This is a genomic window from Geobacillus zalihae (genome assembly GCF_030414215.1).
GTDB lineage: Bacteria > Bacillota > Bacilli > Bacillales > Anoxybacillaceae > Geobacillus > Geobacillus zalihae.
The window spans coordinates 2,631,158-2,644,703 of sequence record NZ_CP129217.1; the positions used below are offsets into that span (position 1 = coordinate 2,631,158).

General features: G+C 56.3%; 13 protein-coding genes. All 13 read right to left on the minus strand.

Annotated elements, in window-relative coordinates; all coding sequences use genetic code 11:
- Positions 1-385: 385 nt before the first annotated feature.
- Complete coding sequence (locus QWV57_RS13345; RefSeq protein ID WP_129447331.1) at positions 386-1,501, minus strand: stage II sporulation protein D; 1,116 nt, start codon at positions 1,499-1,501, stop codon at positions 386-388.
- Positions 1,502-1,617: 116 nt separating this feature from the next.
- Positions 1,618-2,079, minus strand: a complete 462-nt coding sequence (locus QWV57_RS13350) for a type II secretion system protein (protein ID WP_011232097.1) — start codon at positions 2,077-2,079, stop codon at positions 1,618-1,620.
- A gap of 21 nt (positions 2,080-2,100) precedes the next feature.
- Complete coding sequence (locus QWV57_RS13355; RefSeq protein ID WP_129447332.1) at positions 2,101-2,820, minus strand: pilus assembly protein PilO; 720 nt, start codon at positions 2,818-2,820, stop codon at positions 2,101-2,103.
- Entirely contained in the window at positions 2,817-3,392 is a 576-nt protein-coding gene (locus QWV57_RS13360) for a fimbrial protein (RefSeq protein WP_129447333.1), read from the minus strand. Before QWV57_RS13360 ends, QWV57_RS13355 begins: the two co-directional genes overlap by 4 nt.
- Entirely contained in the window at positions 3,382-4,320 is a 939-nt protein-coding gene (gene pilM, locus QWV57_RS13365) for a type IV pilus biogenesis protein PilM (RefSeq protein WP_082825830.1), read from the minus strand. Before pilM ends, QWV57_RS13360 begins: the two co-directional genes overlap by 11 nt.
- A gap of 21 nt (positions 4,321-4,341) precedes the next feature.
- Entirely contained in the window at positions 4,342-5,097 is a 756-nt protein-coding gene (locus QWV57_RS13370) for a prepilin peptidase (protein ID WP_129447334.1), read from the minus strand.
- 42 nt (positions 5,098-5,139) lie between these two features.
- The gene (locus QWV57_RS13375) at positions 5,140-5,670 is read right to left on the minus strand and encodes a prepilin-type N-terminal cleavage/methylation domain-containing protein (RefSeq protein WP_129447335.1); all 531 of its coding nucleotides are present in this window, start codon (positions 5,668-5,670) and stop codon (positions 5,140-5,142) included.
- A gap of 85 nt (positions 5,671-5,755) precedes the next feature.
- Positions 5,756-6,967 carry a type II secretion system F family protein gene (locus QWV57_RS13380; protein WP_129447336.1) on the minus strand — a complete coding sequence of 404 codons (1,212 nt, stop codon included), beginning with the start codon at positions 6,965-6,967 and terminating at the stop codon, positions 5,756-5,758.
- Positions 6,954-8,009, minus strand: coding sequence for a type IV pilus twitching motility protein PilT (locus QWV57_RS13385; RefSeq protein WP_041470558.1), 1,056 nt, complete (start codon positions 8,007-8,009; stop codon positions 6,954-6,956). Before QWV57_RS13385 ends, QWV57_RS13380 begins: the two co-directional genes overlap by 14 nt.
- Positions 8,010-8,021: 12 nt before the next feature.
- The gene (locus tag QWV57_RS13390; protein ID WP_023633503.1) at positions 8,022-9,686 is read right to left on the minus strand and encodes a GspE/PulE family protein; all 1,665 of its coding nucleotides are present in this window, start codon (positions 9,684-9,686) and stop codon (positions 8,022-8,024) included.
- The gene (locus tag QWV57_RS13395) at positions 9,683-11,053 is read right to left on the minus strand and encodes a G5 domain-containing protein (protein ID WP_129447337.1); all 1,371 of its coding nucleotides are present in this window, start codon (positions 11,051-11,053) and stop codon (positions 9,683-9,685) included. The genes QWV57_RS13390 and QWV57_RS13395 overlap by 4 nt, the downstream gene beginning before the upstream one ends.
- Positions 11,054-11,069: 16 nt before the next feature.
- Complete coding sequence (locus QWV57_RS13400; RefSeq protein WP_053532384.1) at positions 11,070-11,849, minus strand: PRC-barrel domain-containing protein; 780 nt, start codon at positions 11,847-11,849, stop codon at positions 11,070-11,072.
- The gene (locus QWV57_RS13405; protein ID WP_129447353.1) at positions 11,839-13,455 is read right to left on the minus strand and encodes a hypothetical protein; all 1,617 of its coding nucleotides are present in this window, start codon (positions 13,453-13,455) and stop codon (positions 11,839-11,841) included. The genes QWV57_RS13400 and QWV57_RS13405 overlap by 11 nt, the downstream gene beginning before the upstream one ends.
- Between the last annotated feature and the right edge of the window lie 91 nt (positions 13,456-13,546).

The window sequence follows — 13,546 nt, forward strand, 5'->3', positions numbered from 1 at the left end:
CAAATTTTGCGGTGAAAGGCAATTTTCTGTATAGATGCCATTTGAAGCATGAACCGTTGCAGCTTTTCCAAGTCATTTGAGCGACTGTGGGGCGGCCGAACAACGCCGCTTTCAGATTCATGTATGGGTCTGTGAAGCGGGAGGTTGTTCGGTCGTCCAAGCCACAGGCTTGCCTTCGACAGTCGAAAAATGGACAAACGGCTTTTCCGTCAAGGATATGTGAAACGTTTTCGTTGCCATCTATCTATAATAATTTGTTTTACATCCAGCCGGTCACTCGCCACGTTATATCATAGTCGACTTGTATGGAGATAAATGTAGAAACGAAAAAATCGGAAATTCTTTATTGCAACTTATATGCAATAGGCAAAAAAAAACGGGGCTCCTAGCTCCCTAGCGGCACCAATTTGATATAAGCGGCGAGCGCCTCGAGCAGCTGTTGCTGGGCTTTGGCCAACAGCGCTTCATCCCGTTGCTCTTTGTATGCGGCAAGGGCGACATACGCCTGCTTCAGCGCTTCAACATACCGCCCGACTGTTTTGTCGCTTGAAGCGTTGCTTTTTTCTAACGCGTCATACGCCTTTTGGAGCGCCTGCCAGTCATCTTCTCCTGCTTTCCTGCCGCCAAGCAAAGCCGCGGAGACCGCTGCCATGTTTTCATACAAAACCTCCCCTTTTTGGATGGCCTCCGACCGGCGCGCCGCCGCTTCGGCGGCAAACGACAGCTCTTTGACATACGTGCTTGGCACCCTTTGGCGGTATTGGTCGTTGACCGTCCGCAACGTTTCCTTATCCGCGCCGACGGCGATATAGAGCGCTGCCGGTTTTTGCCCCGCGACGACGACCGGCACGCCTGCTGTTTTGATCGATTCGGACGCCTGCTTGGCCGCCGCCGCATTCGAATAGACGCCAGCTTGAATGACCGCAATGGAAAACGGCGCTCGTACGACGCTTTCTCTTCCTTCTTCGCCCGCCGCTGTTTCAGGCTTTGTCAATTCCGTCATCGCTTCAGATGCCGGCGACGAAGCCAATTTTTCCTTCGGAATGATGCGCAGCACCGTCATGCCAAACGCCATGCCGACCAACGCAGCGACCAACGCGGCGGCGAGCAGCGACTTGGCTTGAGCCGGCAGCCGCCATGTCCGACGTCTGGCGCTTTTCTTTTGTTGCATCGCCTCGGAAACGGAAATGACCCGTTCATCCGCCTCAAGGGCGGCCGCCTCTTCCCAACCCGTCGTTTCAACATCTTCTCGAACTTGCCCATCCTCCACAACCCACAGGCCTGTTGATGGCTTGCCTGCGGATGGCCCGCCTTCTTGAAACGCGCTCACTTGGCGGCTGTCATCCGCCTCGTTTTTGGCTCGCTGTCCTTTCCCTAGATGGCTGTCCACCGGATATCCACCCGACTCCTCGGACGGCCGTCCTTCCGACGAACGCTCCACGGTAAATGGGCGGGGCTTGCCGTTGATATTCACCATAATGCGCATGCGCTGCTTGTCCATTTGGCCACCGTCCTTCTTCATGCTTCGATTTCTTTCGCCTATCTTACCACAAACGGAAAAAAAAAGAACAAGACATTTGTCGTCTTGTCCCCGCTTCTGTTCTTCATTTTCCGACATCAACGGTTGCGAATCGCCTCGGTCCCCAGCGCTTCGACAGGAATCGGCTGCTCGCGCCCCTCATAGGTGCAAAGCTGCTTTGTCTCGCCTTTTAAGCAAACGGCATAATCGATCCCGCCGTCTTCCCGCTTCGTGGCAAGCACGTACGATGGATTCGTTTCCGGCGGCAATACATTTCCGGTAAACGGATCTTCGATTGGATCCAGCAAACCGTTGCCCACCAATTCTCCATACGACAATATGGCAGAAGAACGGGCTGGCAAAAATTCCACTTTCTCGGCGCCGACATACAGCCGCGCCGCTTCATATAGTCCATACGCATCGGAAACAAACGCCCGCTCGCGCGCACGGTCGATCACCGTCCACATGGCAAGACCGACGATCATCGCCACAATACCGATGATGACGAGCACAGCCAAAAGCTCAATGAGGGTCATCCCCCGCTTCATGCGAATGAGCATATCGGCCTTCCACCATCCCCGCTACCGTCCCGAAGGCGGCGCCACTTCCACGAGCGGATTGTCTTTGCCGCTTGGCGGAGGGACATCGCGGATGGGAATGAGCTGCTTCCATTTCTCAAGCTGCGGCGCGTAAAAGGCGCGGACATTGATGGAATAGGCGAGCGGTTGCACGTCGACAGCGGTGGACGTCAACTCCGGCGGGCCGGTAAACGTCAATCCTTCCACCGCCAAAATGCGCTCAGAGTGCTCAAGCACCTCTAAAAACCGTTCAAGCTGATAATAGGAGGGAGATTCCACCGTCAATTGGGCGGTAATAGACTGGATGCCGCTTGGAGGAATCAACGCCTTGTCTCCGGACGCCTTGCTTTCCGCTCCATTCGCGTTCCCTTGCGAAGGAGATTCTCCGGTTCCTTGCCCTTCAGCGAAGCTGACGCTCAATAACCGGCTGTCAGAAATATATTCCGCTTTTTGAAACGCCAGCAACAGTTGGTCGGCGAACGGGCGCACCGGCACTTTCCTCTGCAAAGCCGCCAGGCTCTCTGCCGTTTCTTCTCGATTCCCCGCCGCCTGCTTTTTCATTGCAGCCAACACGTTTTTCTCGCTTTGTACGACCGACTCGAGCCGATCCATTTGTTCGTAGCGCGGCATGAGCACAAAAACATAGAAAGCGGCAAACAAAAGAGCGGCAAGAAGAAACACCCCGGTAAACACGAGCGGCCATTTGCCAAAACGGCCCATCATTCGTTGTCCCCCTCTTTTCTTGTCGGCTGAAGTTCCAGCTCATATTGCGCGATATACCGCGGCACGATCGTTTCCCCCTCTGCCCCGCCGCTTTCGCCGCTGGCCGAGATGCCGGTCAATTTGACGGCTTTGACCAAATGAACTTCCTCAAGCCGATCTAAATAATAGGCCGCTTCTTCCGCCGCATCAAACTGCACTGTCATCGTCACCGTCTTTTGACCGGCATACGAAAAGTTCATGATAAAGCCGCGCTCCGGCAGTTGTTTGGCCAACGCACGCAACAGCGGCACCGTTTTGAGCGGATAACGGTTCGCCCATTCGACCGCTTTAGCAAGCTCTTGCTCAGCTTGCTGCTGCTCCGTCGTTTTTCCCTTCGCCTCCATCGCCGCCTGCTCGGCGCGCACTTGCCGAAGCTCCCCTTCAAGCGCCGCGAGCCGTTGATTCGCACGCTCCATCAGCCAGTAGCCTCCCCCAGCGCCAAGCAGCAGAAGCAAAACGGCGAAGGCCGCCAGCACGGCGCCCGCCGCACGGCGCGGCTCTTTGCGCGGCAGCAAGTTGATGTCAACGATCATGGTCAGCCATTCCTTCTTTCAACGCCAATCCCCAGGCGAGATGATAACGGTCCGGCAACGGATCAAGCGAGCGAGAAAGCCGCTCCGGCGGCACATCAAGCCGCTCTGACATAACGGCAAACACATCGTCAAGCCGCGGATGGTCGCCGGTGAGGAAGAGGCGCGTAATTTGCTGTTTTCCTTGCTGGATGGAAAACGAATAAAAGCTCATCATCCGCTCGATTTCTTTATACACGTCAATAAACGGGTCGACGATCGCCGCCGTCGGCTCCCCGGGCGCCTCAAGCGGCACATGGCGCATAAACTGCGGCAAATGGCGGTGGAAGACGCTCAAATTGACAGCCGATTCGTCAAACTGGACAAGCAAAATGTGGTCGTCCGCCGCGGCTTGTCCGGCAACAAAAAACGGGCGATAGGCGCAAAGCGGGGACACATCGGCCGCCACCGGGCGCAGGCCGGCGTCTTCCAAGAGCGCCGCATATTCGGCCACCGCCTCTTCCGGCGCGGCAAACAACAGCACGTTCAGCACCTCGTTTGTTCTCTCGGCCACGACGTAGTCAAACACCGGATCGGCGAACGGAAGCGGGATCGATTCGCCAAGCTCCATAAACAAATAGCCGCGGATGTCCTCGTCCGGCAAATGAGCGGGAAGCGGCAAATGGCGGATCATCACAAACGGATCGGGAACGACAAAGCGGACACGCCGCCCGTCAAGTTTCCATTCGTCAACACATTCGTCCAAAATCATCGCCAACGTTTCCCGATCGGCGATTTTTCCATCGCGGATGATGCCGGGCGGCAAGGCTCGCTCGCCCCATCGCCTCGCCTCGGGCGGCTGCCCCGGCTTTGCTTCCACATAGCGCAGGACATGATCTTTGATGATGATGTTCGCCTGTTTCGCCTTTCGCCGCCATAACGCCATCTTCATTCCGCTTCCTTTCTGCCGTCTTTACATCATGAGTGAAATATACGCGCGCACGATCGCTTCTCCGAAGAAAAACGCGGTCAACGCCCCGAGTGCGATCGCCGGCGCAAACGGCATCGGCTTGCCGCGCCGCACGCGGCCCAACGCCATGCCGACAAGCCCGATCACCGTTCCGTACAACGTCGCCAAGAAAAACGCGAGCAACACCATTTTCCAACCGAGCACAAACCCAAGCACGGCAAACAGCTTCACATCGCCGCCGCCCATCCCGCCTTTGGACAAAACGGCGATCAGCCATAAAAGCGAAAATCCGACCGCCGCCCCAAGGAGCATATCGGCCCACGGCAAAAACGGAATCACAAGCCGCTCAACCAAAAACAAACCGGCAAACACCAAAAGCACCCGGTCGGGGATGAGCATGTAGCGAAGATCGGAGACGACAATGATGGCAAACAAGCTGATCAACGTCCACGCCACAACGAGCCGCCCGCTCCAGCCGACCCACATCGGCGCGGCCGTAAACAAGGCAGCGGTGGCCAATTCCATCGCCGGGTAAAGGGGAGAAATGCGCCCCCCGCACCCTTTGCACCGCCCGCGCTGCACGACATACGACACAACCGGAATGAGCTCCCCCGCCGATAGCGTCCGTCCGCACGCCGGACAATGCGACCGCGGGCGGACGATCGACTCCCCGACCGGCACCCGCAGCCCGACAACGTTGAAAAATGAGGCGAGGAGGAGGGAGTAGAGGAAAACCAAAGTTAAGGCAATTTGATTCATAGATATTAATTCCTAACGCTTTTTCTATTTCCAGCTATCTTCTTAACTTCCACTTGCGTTGTTGGTCGTCGCAGGCCCAACTACACTGCGTTTAAGATTTTGTTCTTCGACAGCTGCCCCACTATTATGTACCCCCCGTTCATTGTTAATTAATTTGACAAAGTAACTTAGTTTATTATTATTATTTTTGATAAGTACGTAAGAATAATCAGCCTTAGGATCACTACTCAAGCCTGTCTGCATTTGCTGTGCACCTGTACCTTTTTCATACGAATTGGTGCCTCCATCCGGGTCTTTTACTGTTTCTAAATATCCCTTATCTTCTAAGTATTCAAGCGTAACAAGTGTATACTTCCCATTCGCCGGTATCAAATCCTTATCCGCCGTCACGGCGATTTTCGCTGCATTGATCATTTGTTGCGCATTCGAAACGTGCGCGTCTTTTTTCGAATTGTCAATCAACCCCCCGATCGCCGGAATGGCAATCGCCGCAACGATCCCCAAAATGACAATGACGGCGAGCAGTTCGATGAGCGTCAAGCCGCGCTCGTTTTTCAACATCCGTTTGAACATGGTTCACTCTCCCTTTCTTTCATTTTTATCTTGTTTTCTCTATTATTCTACAACATAGGAAGAAAAATAGGAATATATTCTTATCTTATTGTTGAATATGGTTGAAAATATCATACATCGGCACGATGATCGAAGTGACGATCGTCCCGACGATGCCGGCGAGAAGCACGATCATAAGCGGTTCGATGAGCGATTTCAATCGGTCGGTGGCCGCATCGACTTCCGCTTCGTAAAAATCGGCGACTTTGCCGAGCATGGCGTCAAGCGCACCGGTCTGTTCGCCGATCGTGATCATTTGCGCAACAAGCGGCGGAAACGCCCAATGGCGGCGGAGCGGCTCCGAGAGCGATTGCCCGCGCTCGAGGGAGGTTCGCGCTTCAGCCAGCACAGATGCGATCACTTCATTTTCCACGACGCGCCCGGCGATAGAAAGCGCCTCTAAAATCGGCACCGAGCTTGCAACAAGCGAGCTGAGCGTCCGCGTCAGGCGGGCGAGCGCCGCCTTTTGCACGAGCGTGCCAAAAATCGGCATCCGCAGGGCGGCATAATCCAAATAGTACTTCGTTGTCTTTTGCCGCCGAAGAACCACAAACGATGCGTACACGCCGGCAAAAAGCAGGACGACGGCCCACCAATACCGCTGCATCACACTGCTTGCTTTGAGCACAAACTTCGTAATCGCCGGCAGTTCAGCGTGGAACTCGGCGAACATCTCGACGAACGTTGGCACAACGGCGACAAGCAAAAAAATAACGACCGCGGTGGCAATGATGGCAACAGCAATCGGATAGGCGAGCGCCGAGGCGATTTTTTGCCGCGTCCGATGCATTTTTTCAAAATGATCGGCCAAGCGGTCAAGCGTCTCGTCAAGCGTCCCGCTCGCTTCACCGGCGCGCACCATGTTGACAAACAGCGGCGGAAAGATGCGCGGATGATTCGCCGCTGCCGCTGAGAGCGGGTTCCCGCCGCGCAATGACTGTTCGATGTCAAGAAGCGTCTTAGCGAGCGGCTTGCTTTCCGTTTGCTCCGCCAAAATGCGGATCGAATCGACGATCGTCACTCCGGCGCGCACAAGCGTTGCGAACTGGCGCAAAAAGATGACAAAGTGCTGCAGTTTGACGGCGCGGCCAAACGAAATTTCTTTGTTCCATATGGACGGCGGCACTTCGGCAAGCGCCAGCGGGCGAATTCCTTTTTCCCGAAGCTTTGCCGCCGCCTCGCGCCGCGAAACGGCAGTGATCACCCCAGCTTTTTTCCGTCCGCTTCGGTCGCGCCCCTCGTACTTAAACTGCGCCATCGTCCCCACGCTCCCCTGCCAAATACACTTCAGCCGCCAGCGGATCGATGCGTCCAGCGGCTGCAAGTTCCTTAACGCTCATTTCCATCGTCTGCATGCCGAGGCTGCGGCTCGTTTGCATAATATTGATGATTTGATGTTCTTTTTCGTTGCGGATTAAGTTGGCGACGGCCGCATTGTTCACTAAAATTTCCAGCGCTGCCGTCCGCCCGGTTTTGTGTCTGTTTGGAAACAAGCGCTGAGCGATGATGGCCACGAGCACGGAAGCAAGCTGCAGCCGGATTTGCGCCTGCTGGGCCGGCGGAAAGACGTCAATCATCCGCTCAATCGCCGCCGGCGCGCTCGCCGTATGAAGCGTGCCAAGCACTAAATGGCCCGTTTCCGCGGCGGTGATTGCCGTTTGGATTGTTTCCAAATCGCGCATTTCCCCGACTAAAATGACGTCTGGATCTTGACGAAGCGCAGCACGCAATCCGGCGGCAAAACTGCCAGTGTCGAATCCCACCTCGCGTTGGTCGATGATCGATTTCCCGTGTTTATGCAAATACTCGATTGGATCTTCCAGCGTGATGATATGTTTCGACATCGTTTTGTTCATATAGTCGATCATCGCCGCCAATGTCGTCGATTTGCCGCTGCCGGTCGGTCCGGTGACAAGCACGAGTCCGTGCGGCTTTTCGGCGATGCGCTTTAAAACATCCGGCAGGCCAAGCTCCTCCAGCGTCGGGATGCGCACCGGGATGAGGCGCACGGCGAGCGACACGCATGACCGCTGTTTAAACACGTTTAAGCGAAAGCGGGAAACGCCGGCAATGCCATACGAAAAATCAAGCTCTCCGGTTTCCTGAAACTGCTGCCAAAGCGGCGCCGGAATGACGGCTTTCGCCATTTGCTCTGTTTCCTCCGGGTGCAGGCGCTCATGGCCGTAAGCTCTCAACTCCCCGTTCACGCGAAAAATCGGCGGCGCACCGACGGTCAAATGCACGTCGGAAGCGCGGCATTCAAAGGCCGCGCGCAATAACGCCTCAAGCTTTTCCTTCATCCGTCTCACCCATCAATGCAAAATGGCCACTTTCAGCACTTCTTCAAGCGTGGTCAACCCTTGCTTCACTTTCAACAGCCCATCATCCAGCAAAAAAATCATTTTGTTTTGCAGGGCAAGCTCTCGCAATTTCGAAAACGGCTCGTTGTTTAAAATGACGCGCCGCATCTCATCGGTGACAACAAGCAGCTCGTGAATCGCCAGCCGTCCGCGGTAACCGGTCATGTTGCACATCGGGCAGCCGCGGCCGCGGACAAGTTGATGAACCTCAATGCCGCGGCGGGCGAAAATGTCCCGCTCCCGCTTCGTCGGCTCATACACCTCTTGGCAGTCGCGGCAGACGCGGCGCACAAGCCGCTGCGAGACAACGCCGGCGAGCGATGTGGCCACTAAAAACGGCTCAATCCCCATATCGATCAGGCGGGTGATCGTGCTTAATGCATCGTTCGTATGGAGCGTGCTCAACACTAAATGACCGGTGAGCGAAGCGCGGATCGCCACTTCCGCCGTCTCGCGGTCGCGAATCTCCCCAACCATGATGATGTTCGGGTCTTGACGCAAAATCGAGCGGAGCCCTTGGGCGAACGTCAAGCCGACATTCGGGTTGACTTGAATTTGGTTGACGCCCTCGATCTGATATTCGACTGGATCTTCAATCGTAATAATGTTCACGTGCTCGCTGTTTAAATGGTTGAGCGCCGCATAGAGCGTCGACGATTTCCCCGAACCGGTCGGTCCGGTGATCAAGACGATGCCGTTCGGCCGCTCGATCAAGCGGATGAACCGATCTAAATTGACCGGGTTGAAACCAAGTTTATGAATATCGTTTAAAGCTGCGCCCAAGTCGAGGACGCGCATGACGATTTTCTCACCGTATACGGTCGGCAGCGTTGAAACGCGCAAATCGACCGGATGAAAATCGATGTCCATTTTGATCCGCCCGTCTTGCGGCACGCGGTGTTCGGTGATGTCCATATTGGCCAAAATTTTAATTCTCGCCGTCAACATGCTTTGCATATGTTTCGGCAGCGCGCGTTCGGTGCGAAGCAGGCCGTCGATCCGATAGCGGATGAGCACTTTCGTCTCCTGTGGATCGATATGAATGTCGCTCGCCCGCTGTTCAACAGCAAGCTGCAAAATTTGGTTCACCAAACGAACGATGGGAGAATCGTCCTCAGCAGCCCGCTCGTCGTCGCGCACCTCAGGCGGCGGCGTTTGCAAAAAATCCTCAAATGCTTCGTCGATGTCGTAATATTTATTGATCGCCCGCAAAATATCGTCTTTTGAAGCGATCGCCGTTTCAATTTGAAACCCGGTCGACAGGCGCAAATCGTCGATGGCAAAAAAGTCCATTGGATCGGCCATGGCAACGAGCAACCGATCGCCTTCCACCTTGAGCGGCATGACCATATGGCGGCGGGCAAACTCTTTCGGCACGAGGTTTGTCGCTTTCGGATCGATCGGGTACCGGTACAAACTGACGTGCGGAATGCCGAGCTGAAACTCGAGCGCCTCAATCAGCTGCTGTTCGGTGATGTAGCCGCGCTGCAACAAGGCGTCGCCGAGCTTTTGCCCGGGCGCCTTCTCGCGCAGCGCCTCGGCCAGCTGGCTTTCGGTGATCAATCCCGCTTCGACAAGCAAATCACCAAGCCGTTTCCGTTCCTGCTTTTTGCTCATTTTTCCTCCCCTCCGCCCGCATCCGTCTTCTCTTCACTGCCAGCGGCGGGGGCCGATTCCCCGTTGCTCGCCTCATCGCCTTTCTTTGACGCGGTCCCGCTCTCTATATTCCCGCCGCTGTTTTTCGCAGTCGAATTCGGTTGGTTCGCCGCTCCGTTGTTTTCCGTCACCCCATTCGCCGGCTCCATCGTTCCGCCTTCTCCGTCGCCGCTTTGCCCAACATTGCTTTCCGGCACTTCAAGGCCGCGCACGTGAATCGTATACGTTGGCGGATAAAAATCTTCGCTCACCGTTTCTTTGCGCACGAACCGAGCGCCGTCGCGCACTTCGCGTTCCACCGTCACAACCAGCCCCGGCCGCCCGATCTGTTCCGTCCTCTTCTCGCCCGGCGCCAGGCGCGCGTCATAGCGGACGATGACACGCGGTTCGATAGACTCCGCCTCGCCTAGGCGAATGATATATTGATAGGCAAACGGCAACCCGATAATGGCAACACGCACCTTTCGTCCATCATGCCGGAGAAGAAGCGTGTAGTCGGTCGTGTTTGGGTTGAACCATTCCAAATCGCGGCCGCCGCTAATGGCCGCCTCAAAACCGGGCGTCACTCCATCCGGCAACATACGGCTCGTATAGCGCTCCACGACAGTGAAATTGGTCGCCAGCACCGCCCGGTACACCGCTGAAGCGATCGCATCGGCCGCTTCATCGGACAAATCGGCCTTCACCTTTTTCATATAATCGCCAAACGAAAACAGCTGTTTCGCTTTGATCACCGCGCGCCGCTCGCCAGACAGCCAGCGGACGGCCGAAGAGTCAGGCACCGATGCGGCCGCTTCGCTGACGACCGGCTGCCGGCCGTTTGCAAACGATATGTAGCGAGCCAAGTCGATCGGAGATGATGGCTTTTGCAGCTGAGCCGCCTGTCCCTCTAAATCCGCCCCAAGCTTCTTGATGTCAAGCGCCGATAACGCCGCCGGCGGAACGATGGATGCCGCCGCTTGGAGGCATTTTTCTAAATCAGCGATCACAAACAGCGGCGTGCGCCTCCCGTCGACAAACCGCTTCGTGCTCTCGGCAAGACGGAACGCAAACGCGTCCGCCGGCAGGTCAATGCGCTTTTCTTGGTACTGCAAAGAAATGGAAGCGGTCGCCCGCCACTCATTCACCCGCTCGACAACCGCCTGTCGGGCTCTTTCGGGCGTCATGCCGGAGAGTGACACCGGACCGACCGCCGTGCCCGGGCCAAGGCGGCCGTCATCCGGGGCCAAAACATCATAGGCGAAGGTGCCCAGATGCGAAAAAGCGATAAAATAAACGGTGCAAACAGCCATGACAACAAACAATTTCCACGCGGCAGCCTTTTTCACCGCCGACCCTCCTCCATTACGCCTCCACATTCATCGAGACATCGACGATGACGCTTGGCCCCGCCTCTTGCGCCTTGCGCACATCCTCTTCGCCAAGCAGAGTGCCCGCTTTAAACAGCAGGCGGCCGTCTGCATCATAAATATCTTTTGTCAGCCGTTTTCCAGCCAACAGCGCAACTTGTTTTTCCCTCAGCGACTGCAGCGCTTCAACATTTTCCGCGCTTTCGGCCATCGCCTCCATTTGCGCGGAAACGTCCTCTTCCGCCATAACGCTGGTTGGCTCGATGCTCTCTGCCTTCAACAACTGCGCCGGGTCATCAAGAAGCGACTCGTTCGCTCCGTCGTTGATGATCAAAATATCTTTGCCGTACGTCAACACTTCCGAGGCCGGCAGCACCGCTTCCCCTTTCTCGAGCTGAAGAGCGATGCCGACAATATCCCCTGACTCTTCATCAACAAAAAACTCGCGGGCTTCGCCGAGCAGCTGCCCTTTTCGCGTGATGGCTTTCGTATTTTTAATCCGGATTTGCTTATTGACGAGCTGATTGGCGATCGGAATTTCCGAGAGGTCAATCACATCGTGCCCTTGCTCCACCGTCACGGCAAACTCGCCGATGCCGACGACTTTTTTAAACGGAATGGCCTTTAAACTGAGTTGCACATCGTCTTGTTCGACGGTCAAAAAATCGATCGATCCTTTGTCCGGGTTGATCACCAAACTTTTCACCGTGCCGATTTGTGCACCGTCAGCAATGCTGATGATCGGCAGCCCAATGATTTGCGCGCTAGCTTTCATCTTGTTCACCCCAACTGTTTAGTGTTGCGGCAAACTGCCGCCAAAGCGCCAACTCTTCGGCCACAGCCGGATAGGCGCGAAAACGGTCAGCGAGCTCCTCGAGCCACGCTGCGAGCTTGCCGTACTGTTGTTCTACTACATAATGTTCCATTAACAAACGGGCCAATACGTAATAGTCGCGGTCAGAAAGCGGAGCGTCCAAACAGCGGCGTATGCAGCGCTCGTAATCGGCGGCGCCCAAACGACGGCGGTTGAGGCGCAATTCAAGAACGACCGCCTGCACGACTTCCGGACCGATCATTCGCGCTGGCCGTTCGCTCTCTTCCTCCCGCCGGCTTTCCGTTTGCCCATCTTCTTCCGGCTCGCGGCGCTCGGTTGATTGTTCGCCTTCCGACCGGCCATGCTCCGCTCGTTGCCCTTCCTGCCTGTCAGGCTCTGCTTTCATCGCGTCCTCCTGACGGGGCGGTTCGGCAGCCTCGTCCGTTTCCGGCAGCGAACAGTCGACAATACCCGGCATTGCTTCTTCCAAAAGCGCCCCTTCACGCGGCATTGCCTGGCCGGAAGGCAGCCCGTTTTCTACAGCAGAAACGCCCGCCGAGCTAGAAGACATGAACGCGGAAAGTTGCCCCTCCTCTTCTTCATGGCTGAGATCAAGCGCCTGCAACAGGCCGCGGCCGTCGGCGGCCGCTCCCGCCTGCAGCACCGCCGCTTCGATGTCTGGCGTCATCGAGACAGGCAGCTCATCGAGCCAATCGCGCAGACGGCGCGCCGGCTCAACATTCAGCCCGCCACCGTCACCCGTCATGGCGGTCGGCTCTACTGCATCCAAATCCAAGGCGGACAACTTCTCCAGCTCCACACGATCCGAATCCAACGGGAAAAACTCCTCTTGCTCGGCATCGTCTCGGTCCACGGAGCGCATTTTTTGCTCCGCATCGGCCGAATCCAACGAAAGCAGCTCCTCCGGCTCGGTTTGATCCGCTCCGGGATCGGAAGCGGCTTCCTCTATGCCATCCATCGATCGAAGCAAGAAAGCAGTCTGTTCTTCCCAGGGCTCCTCGCTGGATTTCGGCGCCCGCTCCGTCTCTCCCGAAGCTGCTTCCGACTCTGCAGGCGACGCTCCTGAAGCGGTGTTACCGGTTTCCTGCACGTGCGATCGCAACGCCTCCCCACCCGAGTCAGCGCCTTGAAATTCCCTAGAAGCGCCGTTTTGTCCAAAAGCTGCCGGCCAGGCCGAATCGACTAGATTTTCCGTTGCATTCTGGACCATCGTCCCGTACCTATCGCCCGCTGCCGTCCGGTCGCCACTCCCTTTCCATCCTCCCTTTCTCCGTTCCCCAGCTTCCTCCGTCTCCACCGACCGGTAAAGAAGCGGACCGAACCAACGATCAAGCAAATACGAGCCCGCCAACAGCAAAAGCCCGACGAGCAGGACGATTTGCCATAACGGAATCGCCGATTCGGCCAACTGCGCCAGCCCCGCAGCCAAAAAGGCAGCCGCCACCACCGCCGCGCCCCCGGCCCTGCTGAAGCCAAGCGGCAGCAGCCAAACGGCCAACAGCGCCACTATGAATGCAACAACGTAAACAACCGCCTCTTTCCACATGCCCACCCGTTCCTTCCCGGCGTATCATTGGCAATAACGCGACAAATATGCCATTGCTCGTTCTCTTATCCTAAAATTCTACATGGTTCGA